This is a genomic window from Streptomyces kaniharaensis (assembly GCF_009569385.1).
In the GTDB taxonomy this organism is placed as follows: domain Bacteria; phylum Actinomycetota; class Actinomycetes; order Streptomycetales; family Streptomycetaceae; genus Kitasatospora; species Kitasatospora kaniharaensis.
The window spans coordinates 594,480-609,525 of record NZ_WBOF01000003.1; the positions used below are offsets into that span (position 1 = coordinate 594,480).

Below are 15,046 nucleotides of genomic sequence, written 5' to 3' on the forward strand. Positions count from 1 at the left end.
GAACCGGTGTCACCGAGGAGCCACGATGAAGGTGCACGAGCTCCGCGAGCACGCCGAGGAGATCGGCTTCACCCCGCAGGAGCAGACGCGGTGGCTGGCACCGAGCCAACTGGCCCGGACGGCCGTCAAGGTCGTCCTGGCCCTCGTCTTCGCCGGCTACGCGGACAAGCGGGAGATCCAGGGCGCGCTCCCGTCGCGCCTGCTGCACGCCCCGCTGCGCCGGAGCGGGGCGCACGAGAGCGAGGCACGGGAGAGCGAGGCTCAGGAGCTCTGGTTCGACTTCGTCGCCGACCTCGGTGACGGCTTCGACGCGACCAGCTCCGTGGCGTGGGCCCTGGCGGCGGAGAAGCTCACCGTCGAGGCGCCCGGCCAGGCGCCGCCCGGCCTGAGCCGTGGTTCGCTGCTCGTCCTCGGCGGTGACGAGGTGTACCCGGTGGCGTCGGCGCGCGGCTACGAGGACAAGATGAGCGGCCCGTACCGCGCGGCCCTGCCGAGCGCGGACGACCAGCCGCTGCTGGTCGCACTGCCGGGGAACCACGACTGGTACGACGGCCTCACCGCGTTCCTGCGGATCTTCGCCCAGCAGCGGCCCATCGGCGGCTGGCAGACCCGGCAGACCCGGAGCTACTTCGTCGTGCAGCTGCCGCAGCGGTGGTGGCTGGTCGGCCTGGACAGCCAGCTCGGGGAGTACTTCGACGACCCCCAGCTGCGCTACTTCGCCAGCCACCTGTCGGCCAACCTCGAACCCGGCGACGGCGTGATCGTCTGCTCCGCCGAGCCGACCTGGGTGAAGAGCGCCGACAAGGACGCCGACGCCTTCGACGCGCTGCACTGGTTCGACCGCAACTACGTCCGCACCCGGGTCGATCCGCAGACCGGGGAGCGCAGCCCGACCCACGCGTCGATCCGGCTCTGGCTGACCGGCGACCGGCACCACTACACCCGCTACGCCGAGCGGCTGCCCGAGGATCCGGCAGGCTCCGACGGCGGCCTGCCCCCGGACCCGCGGCGGCGTCAGATGGTGACCTGTGGCCTGGGCGGCGCGTACCTCGCGGCGACGCACCGGCTGCCGGCCGCGCTGCCGCTGCCGCCGGGCGGCTCGCGGCTGCGGGAGAGGGACGAACCGCCGGTGGTGTTCGAACGTGCCGGGACGACCCACCCCACCCCGGCGGAGTCCCGCCGGATCGTGCGCGGCCTCGCCGAGCCGTGGTGCCCGGGCTGGCTGCCGCGCCGCAACCCGGGGTTCGCCGAGCTCACCGGTGGCCTGCACGCCGTCCTGTTCCTGCTCCTGAGCTTCCTGTTCGCCCTGTCACAGGGCGTGCTGCGGCCCGTCGACGCCGTGCGCGACGCCGGTGCCGGAGACGTCGGCGGCTTCGTCGGCGGGTTCTGCGCCGCCGTGGTGGCCCTCCTCGCGCTCCGCTGGGCCTACCGGCTGGCCCGCCCACGGGTGCGGGCGACGCCGTCGACGGCCCTGGTCGCGGTGCTGCTGCAGGTCGCGGTGGCGCTGGCGGTCCTCGCCGTCGCCGTGGCCGTCCCGTTCCCGGACTCCTGGTCCGGGTGGACGGTGCTGGTGGCCTGCCTGGTGCTGGCCGGCCTGGTGGGCGCGCTGCTGGGTTCCGAGGCCTTCGCGCTGTGGGTGCTGTCGGCGCGCAGCGGCGCGGCCGTCGAGTGGCAGATGTCGGGCCAGTCGATCGAGGACCACAAGGGGTTCCTCCGCCTTCACCTCGCGCCGGACGGCGACCTGACCCTCTACCCGCTGGTGCTCGACGGCATCTGCCGGGACTGGGAGCTGCGGGACGACCTGGCTCTCGGCAAGCGGCCGGTGCCCGCCCAACCGCCGGCCGTACGGCTGCTCGAGGACCCGGTCGTGATCACCCGGAACGGGAGCCCGCCATGACCGCCGCATGGACGTCGACAGCGCCCACCCGCCCGAGGACCAGGCCGACGACCCGCCTCGACCACGTCACCGAGGTCCGGCCGCTGACCGCCCTCGACGGCCGGCCGCTGAGCCTGGTGCACGTCCAGGGGCGCCACCCTCCCGTCCGCGGACCGGTGCTGGTCGCGCACGGCGCCGGGGTACGGGCCGAGCTGTTCCGCCCGCCGCTGCCGCGCACCTTCGTCGACGCCCTGATCGACGACGGCTGGGACGTCTGGCTGCTCAACTGGCGGGCCTCGATCGACCTCGAACCGGTGCCCTGGACACTCGACCAGGCCGCCGCGTACGACCACCCCGCCGCCGTGGCCCACGTGCTGGCGGCCACCGGCGCGCAGCGGCTCAAAGCGGTCGTGCACTGCCAGGGTTCGACCTCGTTCATGATGGCGCTGTCGGCCGGGCTGCTCCCCGAGGTCGAGACCGTGGTCAGCAACGCGGTGTCGCTGCACCCGGTCGTCCCGGGCTGGTCGGCGTTCAAGATCGGCCGGCTCGCACCGCTCATCTCCCGCGCCTTGCCGGCCATCTCGCCCGGCTGGGGCGACCGGCCGCAGGGCCCGCTCTCCCGGCTGCTGGTCGGGGTCGTCCGCGCCACCCACCCGGAGTGCCGCAACTCGGTGTGCCGGATGGTCAGTTTCACCTACGGCACCGGCCGGCCGGCCCTGTGGTCCCACGAGAACCTCGACGAGACCACCCACGACTGGATCCGCGGGGAGTTCGCCGACGTCCCGATGACATTCTTCGCGCAGATGGACCGGTGCATCCGGGCCGGCCACCTGGTGCGCACGGAGCCCATCGCCGGCCTGCCGCGCTCCGTCACCGACCGGGCGCCCGAGACGGATGCGCGGATCGTTCTGCTCGCCGGCGAGCAGAACCGGTGCTTCCTGGCGAAGAGCCAGCAGCGCACCTTCGACTTCCTGCAGCAGCACCGCCCCGGCCGCGACACCCTCCATCTGCTGCCCGGCTACGGCCACCTCGACGTCTTCCTCGGCCGCCGCGCGGCGGTCGACACCTACCCGCTGATCCTGAAGGAGCTGGCGCAATGAAGCCCGTCCTGTCCCTCGCGCGGCTGGGGTTGTCGCTCGTGCCGTCGCCGTACCCGCGCCGGCAGCGGCGGCTCGCCGGGCGCAACGCGCTGGTCGACGGCATCCCGTTCCAGATGCCGGTCAACTCGGCGGACACGCCGTGCCTGATGGCGGCGTTCACCGTCGACCGCGCGGCGGCCGCCCGGCTGCTGCCCGGCGGCGAACTGCACCCGGTGGCCCTCCCCGGCGGCCGCGGACTGCTCATGATCACGGTGGTCAACTACGTGCGCACCGACATCGGCTGCTACATCGAGTACTCGATCGCGCTCGCCTGCACCCACGGCAGCCGGCCCGCCCCGCCGCTGGTCCCGGGGCTCCTGCAGGGCGCCTTCGGCACCGGGCAGTACGTCCTGGACCTGCCGGTGAGCAGCGAGATCTCGGTCAAGGGCGGCAAGGGCATCTGGGGCATGCCCAAGCACCAGGCCAACCTCGACTTCCGGGTCACCGAGGCGGCGGTGTCCAGCGAGTACCAGGTCGACGGCCGGCTGGGGACGTTCATCTCGATCGACCGCCCCCCGGCGACGGCGCTGCCGCTGCGCGTCAAGGCGGCGAACTACTGCGCGTTCCGCGGCATGCTGATGAAGTCGTTCATCTACTTCGAGGGCGAGGCCGACGTCGCGGTCGGCAGGCGCGCCCGGGCCCGGCTGCTCATCGGCGACGCGCCGCAGGTCGCCGTGCTGCACGACCTCGGGATCGCCCCGAACCCGCTGTTCACCTGCTACCTGCCGTCGACCCGTGGGGTGCTCGACGACCACTTCGAGTGCTGGTTCCTCACCAGCGAGGCACCCGGCCTGACCTACGGCGAGCCGCTGACGAGCGTCATCGACCTCGGCCTGTCCCAGCAGTGGCTGGGCCCGCCGCGCATCGACGTCGGCACGCGGCCGTGAACTCCGTCGGAGGTCGCGAACCCGAAGGTCCGTGAAGTCGAAGGTCCTTGAAGGAGAGCAGCCGTGAAAGAGGCCCTGCTGACGCTGAACACGCTGTACTTCCTGTTCGGCGCGACGCTCTACATGGGCACCATGTGGGTGCTGCGGTTCTTCCTCTACCCGACCTGGCGGTCGCTGACCCCGGACAACGTCCAGGCCCACTTCGGGGTGCCCACCATCCTGGCGACCAGGTTCTTCACCGTCGTCGTCCCGCCCATGTTCGTCACCGCGATCGTGCTGGTGTGGCAGGAGTGGGGCAGCTGGTACGTCGCGCTGTCGGCCGTGTGCCTGGCCGGCATCACCGTGCTCACCTGGGTCGGCCAGCTGAACATCATCCCGGTGAACAAGCGGATCCGCGGCGGGCAGTTCGACGGCCCTGCCGGGCTCACCGCCCTGCTGATCCGGTGGATGCGGCTCAACGACATCCGGTTCGTCGGCTCCACCGTGACCTGGGCGGCGATCGTCTGGTACGTCGCCGCGAAGGGCGACCTGGCGGGAGCGCTCTCGTGAGCCCGCTGCCGAGCCGGGTCACCGGCGATCCGCTACGCCTGGTGCTGGTGCTGATCGGTGTGGTGACGGTGCTCACCGGGCTGGTCCAACTCGTCGTGCCCGGGGCCGTGTTGGACGTGCTGTCGGCGGAGTCGACGCCGACCGGCCGGCACCTGTTCGCGACGGTCGGGATGTTCATGATCGTCATCGGCGGGTTGGTCGTGCAGGGGTTGCTGTCACCGGCACCGCCGTCCTACCTGCCGCTGTGGGTGGGGCTGCAGAAGTTCGCCGCCTCCGTGCTGGTGGCCGTCGCCGTCGCCCGCGACCTCTTCGGGCCGGTGGCCCTGCTGGTGGCCGCGTTCGACTTCGCCACCGCCATCCTGTGCGCACTGATGTGGCGGCGGCTGCTGATCCACCGGGCCGGGGCGCCGGCCGTACCCACGGAGGAGCCGGCCGCGACCAAGGAGAGAACATGAGGCGTTCGCTGGTACTGGCCGGCGGCGGGATGCGGGTGGCCTGGCAGACCGGCGTGGTCCGGGCGCTGCGGGAGTACGGGCTGACCTTCGACCACGTGGACGGCACGTCGGGCGGGATCATGACCACGGGCATGGTGCTGTCCGGGCAGGACTCCGCGGAGATGGGCCGGCGGTGGTCCGCGCTCGACGTCCACGACTTCAACTCGGCGCTGCCGCTGGCCGATTACGTGAAGGGGCCGTGGTCGCTGCCGGCCCTCGGCAGCGCCGACGGGGTGGTGCACAAGGTGCTCCCGGGGCTCGGCATCGACGTCGAGGCGGTCCGGTCCTCTCCGGTGGAGGGCACGTTCAACATGGTCGACTTCGTCACCAAGACCTGCGTGGCGGTGCCGAACACGGAGATCGACCTGGAGCTGATGGCCGCGGGCATGTCGCTGCCGCTCTTCATGCCGCCGCTGCGCCGCGACGGGCACGTCTGGACGGACGCGGTGTGGGTCAAGGACGCCAACGTGGGCGAGGCGCTGCGCCGCGGCGCCCACGAGGTGTGGCTGGTCTGGTGCATCGGGAACTCGCGGTACTGGGGCGACGGCCCGCTGGAGCAGTACGTCCACATGATCGAGATGAGCGCCAACGGGGCACTGTTCGCCGAACTCGCCACCGCGGACCGTCCGTTCGTGCTGCACGTGGTCAAGCCGTCCTATCCGCTGCCGCTCGACCCCGAGTTCTTCACCGGCCGGATCACGGCCGACACGCTGATGGAGATGGGCTACCGCGACACGTGGAACTACCTGGACGTCGCCGAGCCCTCCGGCGTGGCGAAGGACCCGACGTGCACGATGATGCACGACCCGCCGCGCGGGGTGCGGTTCCGGGAGCGGATGCGGGGCGAGGTCGACGGCGCCGGCCTGGTCCTGGACGTGAGCGTCGAACTGCCGCTGCCCGCCGAGGGGGACTCCTCGCCCGGTGCGCGGCTGGTGGGGCACATCGACCACGAGCCTTGGGGCGGCCGGGTGCTGCTGGCCGACGGACGCGTCGAGGCCGACCGCACCGGGCTGACCTACCTCGCGCGGGCCCGCCCTGCCAGGACCTGGCAGGAGGTGAGCGCCCGCCGCGAGATCGGCGGCGACCGGGCCGTGGACCTGTTCTCCGAAGGCCGCACGGTGGCCTTCTCGACGGGCGACGGCTGCTCGGGGCGCCTCGACCTGAGCCTGGGCGACGCGGCCCGCTCGCTGGAGTCGGTGGAGCCGGTCGGCGCGCACGGCCTCCTGAGCCGCACCGAGGCACTCGCCGAACTCGCCAGGACGGGCCTACGGCGCACCCTGGCGGGCCGGGGAGCGTAACGAGGACCGCCCGGCGCAGTCCCGCACAGTCCCGCGTGCGCGCGAGGTGTCCGGGGGTGCTGGGCGAAGGTCCGACGCCCCTGCCCCTATCCCGCCGCCCGAGTGCCAGGGCGGCCATCCGCCCGCGCCTGCTGGGCGGGTGAACGGGCGGCGCGGCGGGGCGGGCGGGGCCGCGGGCCCGGCGGACCGGGGGTGATGATCGCCGGGTTCACGGATGCCCGTACCGCCGGAGGTCCCCATGCGGATCCTGCTCCTCGCCAGCGCGTTCAACAGCCTGACCCAGCGACTCCACGCCGAGCTGCGCGACCTCCGAAACACGGTGGACGTCCACCTGGCCGGCGACGACGACGCGCTGCGTGTGGCGGTCCGCCGGCTGGAACCGGACCTGGTGCTGGCACCGATGCTGCGCACCGCGATCCCGCGGGACGTCTGGTCGGCGCTCACCTGCCTCGTCGTCCATCCCGGCCCGCCGGGCGACCGCGGCCCGTCCTCGCTCGACCGGGCGATCCAGGAGGGTGTCACGGAGTGGGGCGTGACCGTGCTGCAGGCCGAGGAGGTGATGGACGCCGGAGCGGTCTGGGCCTCACTGCCCTGCCGGCTGCCGGAGGCCGGCAAGAGCGACGTGTACCGCAACGAGGTTTCCGACGCCGCCGTGGCAGCCGCGCTGCTCGCCGTGGAGCGCTTCGCCTCCGGCACGTACACGCCGCAGCCGCAGCACGGCCCCACCTGGCGGGTGCCGGTCCGCAGCCGGCCGTACCTGCGCCAGGAGGAGCGTCGGATCGACTGGGCCCGCGACTCCACCGACGCCGTGCTTCGCAGGCTCCGCGCCGCGGACTCCCAGCCCGGGGTGCTCGACGAGCTGGCCGGCGGCGAGTGGTACCTGCACGGCGGGCACCGGGAGCCGGAGCTGCACGGCCGTCCGGGTGAACTGCTCGCGACCCGTTCCGGGGCCGTCTGCCGGGCGACCACGGACGGCGCCGTGTGGATTCCCGAGCTGCGCCGGCGGCGGGCACCGGGCGGCCCCGAGACCTTCAAGCTCCCGGCGGTGACGGCGCTCGGCGGGCTGCTGCCCCGGGTGCCGGAGGTGGCGGCGCCGCTGATGCCCGTCGAGGGCCACCCGGCCTGGTCCGACATCCACTACCGCGAGGACGGCCCGGTCGGCTTCCTGCGCTTCTCCTTCCCGGGTGGCGCCATGTCCACCGACCACTGCCGGCGGCTGCTGGCGGCGTACCGCTTCGCCGCGGGTCGGCCGACCTCGGTGCTGGTGCTCGGCGGCGCTCGGGACTTCTTCTCCAACGGCATCCATCTCAACGTGATCGAGGCCGCGGCGGACCCGGCCCGCGAGTCCTGGGCCAACATCGTCGCGATCGACGACCTGGTCGCGGAGGTGCTCACCACCACGGACCGCCTGGTGGTCGCGGCCCTCGGCGGGAACGCGGCGGCCGGTGGGGTGATGCTTGCGCTGGCCGCGGACGAGGTGTGGTGCCGTCAGGGCGCGGTGCTCAACCCGCACTACCGGCTGATGGGGCTGTACGGCTCGGAGTACTGGACGTACACCCTGCCGCGCCGGGTGGGGGTGGCAGAGGCCGAGCGGCTGACCGACCGGGCGCTGCCGGTCTCCGCCGCGACCGCTCAGCGGATCGGCCTCGTCGACCGGGTGCTCGATTATGAGCCGCAGGAGTTCGGTCGGGCCGCGGCCCGCCTGGCCGGGCTGCTCGCCGCCTCGCCCACCGTGCTGGACCGGATCGCCGCCAAGAAGGCCGCCCGCGAGGCCGACGAGCGGGCCAAGCCCCTCGCCGCCTACCGGGAGGAGGAGCTGGCAGTGATGCGCCACCAGTTCTTCTCCCCCGAATCGCCGTATCACGCGCTGCGGTCCGCGTTCGTCCGCAAGCGGCCCGCTCCCGCCGGGACCGTCGCGACAAAGTGACCCGAACGGCCCCGCCGGCTTGCGTCTCCTCGGGCGACCCCGTCGGCCGTCCGGACCGGCGTGCGACCCGAACCGTTGCTATGACTGACTTTGAGCCATTTCGTCCGGCTCCCATCCCCGAGGAGGCATCCTCATGGGTGCTGCAACAACCGACACCGACCTGGTGCACGTTCTCTGGATCAACGCCGGCCTCAGCTGCGACGGCGACTCCGTGTCGCTGACCGCCGCCATGCAGCCGAGCATCGAGGAGATCGTCACCGGCGCGCTGCCCGGCCTGCCCAAGGTCGCGGTGCACTGGCCGCTGATCGACTTCGAGTGCGGGCCGGTCCAGGGCGCGGACAACTTCGTCGACTGGTTCTTCAAGGCCGACCGCGGTGAGATCGAGCCGTTCGTCCTGGTCGTCGAGGGATCCATCCCCAACGAGAAGATCAAGAAGGAGGGCTACTGGTGCGGCTTCGGCGACGATCCCGCGACCGGCCAGCCCGTCACCACCAGTGAGTGGCTGGACCGGCTGGCCGGCAAGGCGACCGCCGTGGTGGCGATCGGCACCTGTGCCACGTACGGCGGCATCCACGCCATGGCCGGCAACCCGACCGGCGCCATGGGCGTGCCGGACTACCTCGGCTGGGACTGGAAGTCCAAGGCCGGGCTGCCGATCGTCTGCGTGCCGGGCTGTCCGATCCAGCCCGACAACTTCGCCGAGACGCTGACCTACCTGCTGTACCAGCTGGCGGGCTCCGCGCCGATGATCCCGCTGGACGACAAGCTGCGGCCCGCCTGGCTGTTCGGCGCCACGGTGCACGAGGGCTGCGACCGCGGCGGCTACTACGAGCAGGGCCAGTTCGCGACCGACTACGGCACGCCCGAGTGCCTGGTCCGGCTCGGCTGCTGGGGTCCGGTCGTCAAGTGCAACGTCGCCAAGCGCGGCTGGACCAACGGCATCGGCGGCTGCCCGAACGTGGGCGGGATCTGCATCGCCTGCACGATGCCGGGCTTCCCCGACAAGTTCATGCCGTTCATGGACCCCCCGCCCGGCTCCCGGGTCTCCTCCGGCGTCAGCTCCGCCTACGGGACGCTGATCCGCCGGCTCCGCGGGATCACCCAGGCGACCGTCGACAAGGAACCGAAGTGGCGCCGCACCGGCGGCCGGCTGACCACCGGTTACCGCCCGCCCTGGTGAACCCTCGGGCCGCACGCCCCCCGGCGTGCGGCCCGTCGCCGCCGCCCCCTCCCCGCTCGCAGAAAAGGGCATGACACACGATGGCACCGACAACCAAGGCGGCCGGCGACGGCAGCGGCCTGACCGAGATGTCCTGGGACCCGATCACCCGGATCGTGGGCAGCCTCGGCATCCACACGAAGATCGACTTTAAGCAGAAGCGGGTCGCGGAGTGCTACAGCACCTCGTCCGTGTTCCGCGGCTACAGCGTCTTCATGCGCGGCAAGGATCCGCGCGACGCGCACTTCATCACCAGCCGCATCTGCGGCATCTGCGGCGACAATCACGCAACCTGCTCGGTCTACACGCAGAACATGGCCTACGGCGTGAAGCCGCCGCACCTCGGCGAGTGGATCATCAACCTCGGTGAGTCCGCCGAGTACATGTTCGACCACAACATCTTCCAGGAGAACCTGGTCGGGGTCGACTACTGCGAGAAGATGGTCCGCGAGACCAACCCGGGCGTGCTGGAACAGGCCGAACGGACCGAGGCACCGCACGCCGGCGACCACGGGTACCGGACCATCGCCGACATCATGCGCTCGCTCAACCCGATCGAGGGCGAGTTCTACCGCGAGGCCCTCCAGGTCAGCCGCTACACCCGGGAGATGTTCTGCCTGATGGAGGGCCGCCACGTGCACCCCTCCACGCTCTACCCGGGCGGCGTCGGCACGGTGGCCACGGTCCAGCTATTCACCGACTACCTGACCAGGCTGATGCGCTACGTGGAGTTCATGAAGAAGGTCGTGCCGCTCCACGACGACCTCTTCGACTTCTTCTACCAGGCGCTGCCCGGCTACGAGGAGGTCGGCCGGCGAAGGGTCCTGCTCGGCTGCTGGGGCAGCCTCAACGATCCCGACCACTGCGACTTCACCTACCGCAACATGTCGGACTGGGGACGGAAGATGTTCGTCACCCCCGGCATCATCGTGGACGGCAAGCTGCTCACCAACGACCTCACCGAGATCAACCTCGGCATCCGCATCCTGCTCGGCAGTTCCTACTACGAGGACTGGCAGGGCAAGGAGCTCTTCGTCACCCACGACCCGCTGGGCAACCCGGTCGACCCCCGGCACCCGTGGAACCAGCACACCATCCCGCAGCCGCAGAAGCGCGACTTCGACGGCAAGTACAGCTGGGTGATGTCCCCGCGGTGGTTCGACGGCAAGGACTACCTGGCCCTGGACACCGGCGGCGGCCCGATCGCCCGGCTGTGGTCCACCGCCCTGTCGGGGCTGGTCGACATCGGCTACGTCAAGGCCACCGGGCACAGCGTGCAGATCAACCTGCCCCGCTCGATGACCAAGCCGGAGAAGACGTTCGAGTGGAAGATCCCGCAGTGGAGCAACGCCATCGAGCGCAACCGCGCCCGCACCTACTTCCAGGCGTACGCGGCCGCCGCCGCCCTCCACTTCGCCGAGAAGGCGCTGGACGAGGTGCGGGCCGGGCGCAGCCAGACCTGGGAGCGCTTCGAGGTGCCGGACGAGTCGATCGGCTGCGGCTTCACGGAGGCGGTGCGCGGCGTGCTCTCCCACCACCTGGTGATCCGGGACGGCAAGATCGCCAACTACCACCCGTACCCGCCGACCCCGTGGAACGCCAGCGTCCGCGACAGCTTCGGCACCCCGGGCCCGTACGAGGACGCGGTGCAGAACACCCCGATCTTCGAGGAGAACTCCCCGGAGAACTTCAAGGGCATCGACATCATGCGCGCGGTGCGCAGCTTCGACCCCTGCCTGCCCTGCGGCGTGCACATGTACGTGGGCGGGGGGCGCACCCTGCAGACCATGCACGTGCCCACCGGCCTGAGCGGGCTGACCGCATGACGGCGGAGCAGACCGGGCAGCGGATCCAGGAGGCCCTGGACCGGCTGGCCGGCAGTGGCGCCGAGGAGGCCGGCGAACAGCTGGTCCGCGAGCTGATGGCGTTCTACGGCGAGGGGCTGGCCCGGCTGGTACCGGCGGTTCCCCCGCCGTCCCTGGCCAGGCTGCTGGACGACCCGGCGGTGGCCGGGCTGCTGATCCTGCACGACCTGCACCCGGAGGACGTCACCGCCCGGATCGGCCGGGCACTCGCCTCGCTGCCCGAGCCGGTCGAGCTGCTCGGCTTCGATCCGGCGAGCGGCACGCTGCGGCTGCGCCGGACCGCCTCCGGCTGCGGGTGCGGCGAGCGGGAGGTCGAGGCCGCGCTCGCCTGCCACGCGCCCGAGGTGACGGCCGTGCGGCTGGAGCGTGCCCCTCAGCTGCTGCAGATCGGTACCCGTCCTCCGCAGACCGCGGAGGTGCGATGAGCACCCGTCGACTCCCGCGCGAGGGCACCGCCCTGCTGCGCCGGCTGCGCGAGCCTGCGCCCCGCCGGCCCGAGTGCTGCGCGTTCTGCGGCCTGGACCTGCCACCGGGCCACCGGCACCTGGTGGACACCGAGGAACGCGCGCTCGCCTGCGCCTGCACGGCCTGCGGCCTGCTCTTCCAGCAGCCGGGCGCGGCCGACGGCCGCTACCGCACCGTGCCGGACCGCTACCTCGTCGACCCGGACGAGCGTCTGGACGAGCGGGCCTGGACGGTCCTGGGGATCCCGGTCGGCACCGCGTTCCTGTTCCGCAACGCCCGGCTGGACCGGCTGGTCGCCTGCTACCCGGGCCCGGCCGGCGCCACCGAGAGCGAGCTGGACGACGCGGCCTGGCAGAGCACGATCGGCGCCGGCCGGCTCGCCGCCGCGTTGGAGCCGGACGTGGAGGCGCTACTACTGCGCCGCACCGAGGGCCTTGTCGCGTGCTTCCTGGTGCCGATCGACGTCTGCTACGAGCTGGTCGGCCGACTGCGGCTGTGCTGGCACGGCTTCGACGGCGGCGCCGAGGCGCGGGCCGAACTCGACGTGTTCTTCGAGCGGTTGGAAGCCCGGGCCCGCGCGCTGCCCTCGGAGGTGGTGGCGTGACCGCCCTGGCCTTCGCCTGCACCGGGGTGCGGTCCGACCCCTACGCGGCCGCGCCGACCCTGGTGTTCCGGCTGCGGATCACCGCCCCCGCGGGCACCCGGGTGCACGCCCTCGCGCTCCGCTGCCAGCTGCGCATCGAGCCGGGCCGCCGGCCGTACGCCGCGGCGGAGGGCGAGCGGCTGACCGACCTGTTCGGCGAACGGGAGCGCTGGGCGAGCACGCTCAACCCGATCCAGTTCGCCACCGTCCCCCTGCTGGTGCCGGGTTTCACCGGCGAGACCGAGACGGATCTGGCGGTGCCGTGCAGCTACGACCTGGAGGTGGCCTCCGCGCGCTACTTCCGGGCGCTGGACGGCGGCGAGGTGCCGCTGCTGCTGCTGTTCTCCGGCACCGCCTTCGCCGGCCCGGCCGGCTTCCAGGTCACGCCGGTGCCCTGGGACCGGGAGGCCTCGGTGCGGATGCCGGTGCGGGTCTGGCGGGAGGCGATCGACCAGCACTTCCCCGGATGCGGCTGGCTGCGGCTGCCGGACGACCTCATGGACGCGCTGCTGGCCTACCGTTCCCGGCGGGCCCTGCCCTCCTGGGAAGCGACGGTGCGTGAGCTGCTCGGTGCGGCCGCGATCGAGGAGGTGGCGCGATGACCGCCTTCCCGGCCGGGATCGAGAGCGGCTTCGCGGCAGCCCGGCAGATCGCCGACGCGGTGCTGCTCGAAGGCTACGTGCTCTACCCGTACCGCGCCTCGGCGGCCAAGAACCGGCTGCGATGGCAGTTCGGAGTCCTCGTCCCGCCCGAGTACACCGCGCAGGGCGCCGAGCACTCCCACCAGCGCACCGAGTGCCTGATGGAGCCGCGCCGGAACGACCGGCTGGCGGTCGAGCTGCGTTTCCTGCGGGTCCAGCGGCGGACCATCGAACGGGCCACCGCCACGGGTGGCTTCGAGCCGGTGGACCGGCTGGAGCTGGCCGACCGGGTGCTCGTCCCGTGGGACGAGGGCGTCGAGGAGCGGATCGAACTGCTGCTTCCCGTCGATGAGTTGGCCGGCGACGGGGTGCTGCGGCCGTTCCGGCTCCCGGCCGCCGCCGAGTTGCAGCTGCTGCGCGAGGACGGCACCGCGGCCGGCCGGGTGCTGCGCCGCCGCGAGCAGGTCGACGGCCTGCTGCGGCTGACCGCCGAGGAGCTTCCCGGCCCGTACCGGGCGCAGCGCCTGACGGTGGTGGTGGAGAACGCCTCCGGCTGGGCACCGGCTCGTGACACCCTGCGGGAGGAGGTCCTGCCGCGCGCGCTGGTCTCCGCTCATCTGCTGCTCGGCCTGGAACACGGAGCCTTCCTGTCGGCCACCGATCCCCCGGAGTGGGCGCGGTCGGCCGTCGAGCAGTGCCGCAACGAGCACACCTGGCCGGTGCTGGCCGGCCCGGACGGCGGCGGCCGGGTGGTGCTCTCCTCGCCGATCATCCTGGAGGATCATCCCCAGGTGGCTCCGGAGAGCCTCGGCACGCTCTACGACGCGACCGAGATCGACGAGATCCTGGCGCTGCGGACCGCGGCGCTGACCGACGAGGAGAAGCGGGAGGCCCGGGGCACCGACGAGCGGGCCGGCGCCGTGATCGACCTGGCCGACTCGATGCCCCCCGAGGTGCTGGAGCGCCTGCACGGCGCCGTCCGCGGGCTGCGCGAGGTCACCGGCGGCTCGCCCGGGACGGGGCAGCCGTGGTGGGATCCGGGCAGTGACCCGGACGTCGCCCCCGAGCGGGACCGCGTGGTGGTCGACGGCATGGCCGTCGGCGCCGGCAGCCGGGTGCTGCTGCGGCCCGGCCGGCGGCGCACCGACGCCCAGGACCTGTTCCTGCGCGGGCGGACCGCGATCGTGGAGGCGGTGCTGCACGACGTCGACGGATCGGTGCACCTGGCCGTCACGGTCGAGGGCGATCCCGGGGCGGACCTTTGGCGGGCACAGGGGCGCTTCCGCTACTTCCAGCCGGACGAGGTCACCCCGCTCGCCGGCCTCGCACCCCCGGTGTCCGCCGAATCCCCGGACGCGGTCGCCCCGTTGGAGGGGCCGTGAGCGCCGGGACGGTACTGATCGCCGGGATCGGCAACATCTTCCTCGGCGACGACGGGTTCGGCGTGGAGACCGTCCGCAGGCTGGCCGGGCACCCACTGCCGGAGGGGGTCGAGGTCGTCGACGTCGGCGTCCGCGGGGTGGACCTGGCGTACCGGCTGCTCGATGGGTACCGGACCGCGGTGCTGGTGGACGCCGCCGCCCGCGGCGGGGAGCCGGGCACGGTGTACCTGATCGAGGCGGAGGCCGAGCCGGTCGCCGTGCCGGTGCTGGACGGCCACCGGATGGGCCCGGACGCCGTGCTCGCCCTGCTGGCCACGCTCGCCGCGGGCACCGGCGGACGGCCGCCGGGCCGGGTGCTGGTGGTGGGCTGCGAGCCGGCGTCGGTGGAGGAGGGCATCGGGCTGAGCACCCCGGTGACCGCCGCCGTCGAGGAGGCGGTCCAGGTAATCCTGCGGGTCGTGTACGAGGCCGCGCAGCCGGAGAGAGAGAAGTCGCCATGCTGAAGAAGCTGTTCGGCGCGGTCCTGGTGGCCGCGATCGGGGCCCTGGTCTGGCAGGCCATGCCCGACATCAAGCGCTACCTGCGCATCGCACGGATGTGAGACGCGGATTGCTGCGAACGTGTAGCCCCGGGCGCGGTGGCGGCGCGGCTTCGAGTCGCG

General features: G+C 72.7%; 15 protein-coding genes. All 15 read left to right on the forward strand.

All coding sequences use genetic code 11. From position 1 onward, the window contains the following. The first annotated feature begins 25 nt into the window (after window positions 1-25). Window positions 26-1,897 (forward strand): hypothetical protein, encoded by a 1,872-nt coding sequence (locus tag F7Q99_RS33780; RefSeq protein ID WP_153468923.1) that lies wholly within the window; start codon window positions 26-28, stop codon window positions 1,895-1,897. Next, on the forward strand, window positions 1,894-2,976 hold the full coding sequence (locus F7Q99_RS33785) for a lipase family protein (protein WP_230211137.1): 1,083 nt from the start codon (window positions 1,894-1,896) through the stop codon (window positions 2,974-2,976). Before F7Q99_RS33780 ends, F7Q99_RS33785 begins: the two co-directional genes overlap by 4 nt. Beyond that, window positions 2,973-3,902 (forward strand): acetoacetate decarboxylase family protein, encoded by a 930-nt coding sequence (locus F7Q99_RS33790; protein WP_153468926.1) that lies wholly within the window; start codon window positions 2,973-2,975, stop codon window positions 3,900-3,902. Before F7Q99_RS33785 ends, F7Q99_RS33790 begins: the two co-directional genes overlap by 4 nt. Window positions 3,903-3,965: 63 nt before the next feature. Beyond that, window positions 3,966-4,451: a hypothetical protein gene (locus F7Q99_RS33795; RefSeq protein WP_230211138.1), complete on the forward strand. Its 486-nt coding sequence runs from the start codon at window positions 3,966-3,968 to the stop codon at window positions 4,449-4,451. Next, window positions 4,448-4,906: a hypothetical protein gene (locus F7Q99_RS33800; protein WP_195911362.1), complete on the forward strand. Its 459-nt coding sequence runs from the start codon at window positions 4,448-4,450 to the stop codon at window positions 4,904-4,906. Before F7Q99_RS33795 ends, F7Q99_RS33800 begins: the two co-directional genes overlap by 4 nt. Continuing rightward, the gene (locus tag F7Q99_RS33805) at window positions 4,903-6,243 is read left to right on the forward strand and encodes a patatin-like phospholipase family protein (protein ID WP_153468929.1); all 1,341 of its coding nucleotides are present in this window, start codon (window positions 4,903-4,905) and stop codon (window positions 6,241-6,243) included. The genes F7Q99_RS33800 and F7Q99_RS33805 overlap by 4 nt, the downstream gene beginning before the upstream one ends. A gap of 238 nt (window positions 6,244-6,481) precedes the next feature. Next, window positions 6,482-8,170: an enoyl-CoA hydratase-related protein gene (locus F7Q99_RS33810; RefSeq protein WP_153468932.1), complete on the forward strand. Its 1,689-nt coding sequence runs from the start codon at window positions 6,482-6,484 to the stop codon at window positions 8,168-8,170. Between the two features lie 133 nt (window positions 8,171-8,303). Further along, window positions 8,304-9,350 carry an NADH-quinone oxidoreductase subunit B family protein gene (locus F7Q99_RS33815; RefSeq protein WP_153468935.1) on the forward strand — a complete coding sequence of 349 codons (1,047 nt, stop codon included), beginning with the start codon at window positions 8,304-8,306 and terminating at the stop codon, window positions 9,348-9,350. An 80-nt stretch (window positions 9,351-9,430) separates the two neighbouring features. After that, complete coding sequence (locus F7Q99_RS33820; protein WP_153468938.1) at window positions 9,431-11,215, forward strand: nickel-dependent hydrogenase large subunit; 1,785 nt, start codon at window positions 9,431-9,433, stop codon at window positions 11,213-11,215. Beyond that, complete coding sequence (locus F7Q99_RS33825) at window positions 11,212-11,679, forward strand: thioredoxin (protein ID WP_153468941.1); 468 nt, start codon at window positions 11,212-11,214, stop codon at window positions 11,677-11,679. The genes F7Q99_RS33820 and F7Q99_RS33825 overlap by 4 nt, the downstream gene beginning before the upstream one ends. Beyond that, on the forward strand, window positions 11,676-12,323 hold the full coding sequence (locus tag F7Q99_RS33830) for a DUF5947 family protein (protein WP_230211139.1): 648 nt from the start codon (window positions 11,676-11,678) through the stop codon (window positions 12,321-12,323). The genes F7Q99_RS33825 and F7Q99_RS33830 overlap by 4 nt, the downstream gene beginning before the upstream one ends. Next, window positions 12,320-12,964, forward strand: a complete 645-nt coding sequence (locus F7Q99_RS33835) for a DUF6084 family protein (protein WP_326847447.1) — start codon at window positions 12,320-12,322, stop codon at window positions 12,962-12,964. Before F7Q99_RS33830 ends, F7Q99_RS33835 begins: the two co-directional genes overlap by 4 nt. Next, window positions 12,961-14,385 (forward strand): hypothetical protein, encoded by a 1,425-nt coding sequence (locus tag F7Q99_RS33840; protein ID WP_153468944.1) that lies wholly within the window; start codon window positions 12,961-12,963, stop codon window positions 14,383-14,385. Before F7Q99_RS33835 ends, F7Q99_RS33840 begins: the two co-directional genes overlap by 4 nt. After that, window positions 14,382-14,888 carry a hydrogenase maturation protease gene (locus F7Q99_RS33845; protein WP_326847448.1) on the forward strand — a complete coding sequence of 169 codons (507 nt, stop codon included), beginning with the start codon at window positions 14,382-14,384 and terminating at the stop codon, window positions 14,886-14,888. Before F7Q99_RS33840 ends, F7Q99_RS33845 begins: the two co-directional genes overlap by 4 nt. Next, window positions 14,882-14,986: a DUF6893 family small protein gene (locus F7Q99_RS43825; protein WP_407697901.1), complete on the forward strand. Its 105-nt coding sequence runs from the start codon at window positions 14,882-14,884 to the stop codon at window positions 14,984-14,986. Before F7Q99_RS33845 ends, F7Q99_RS43825 begins: the two co-directional genes overlap by 7 nt. Window positions 14,987-15,046: the final 60 nt, after the last annotated feature.

What these genes read in the sequence shown, in the direction of transcription:
- F7Q99_RS33780 (WP_153468923.1), top strand. Translation starts at nt 26, where the DNA reads ATGAAGGTGCACGAGCTCCGCGAGCACGCCGAGGAGATCGGCTTCACC.
- F7Q99_RS33785 (WP_230211137.1), top strand. Translation starts at nt 1,894, where the DNA reads ATGACCGCCGCATGGACGTCGACAGCGCCCACCCGCCCGAGGACCAGG.
- F7Q99_RS33790 (WP_153468926.1), top strand. Translation starts at nt 2,973, where the DNA reads ATGAAGCCCGTCCTGTCCCTCGCGCGGCTGGGGTTGTCGCTCGTGCCG.
- F7Q99_RS33805 (WP_153468929.1), top strand. Translation starts at nt 4,903, where the DNA reads ATGAGGCGTTCGCTGGTACTGGCCGGCGGCGGGATGCGGGTGGCCTGG.
- F7Q99_RS33810 (WP_153468932.1), top strand. Translation starts at nt 6,482, where the DNA reads ATGCGGATCCTGCTCCTCGCCAGCGCGTTCAACAGCCTGACCCAGCGA.
- F7Q99_RS33815 (WP_153468935.1), top strand. Translation starts at nt 8,304, where the DNA reads ATGGGTGCTGCAACAACCGACACCGACCTGGTGCACGTTCTCTGGATC.
- F7Q99_RS33820 (WP_153468938.1), top strand. Translation starts at nt 9,431, where the DNA reads ATGGCACCGACAACCAAGGCGGCCGGCGACGGCAGCGGCCTGACCGAG.
- F7Q99_RS33825 (WP_153468941.1), top strand. Translation starts at nt 11,212, where the DNA reads ATGACGGCGGAGCAGACCGGGCAGCGGATCCAGGAGGCCCTGGACCGG.
- F7Q99_RS33830 (WP_230211139.1), top strand. Translation starts at nt 11,676, where the DNA reads ATGAGCACCCGTCGACTCCCGCGCGAGGGCACCGCCCTGCTGCGCCGG.
- F7Q99_RS33840 (WP_153468944.1), top strand. Translation starts at nt 12,961, where the DNA reads ATGACCGCCTTCCCGGCCGGGATCGAGAGCGGCTTCGCGGCAGCCCGG.
- F7Q99_RS43825 (WP_407697901.1), top strand. Translation starts at nt 14,882, where the DNA reads ATGCTGAAGAAGCTGTTCGGCGCGGTCCTGGTGGCCGCGATCGGGGCC.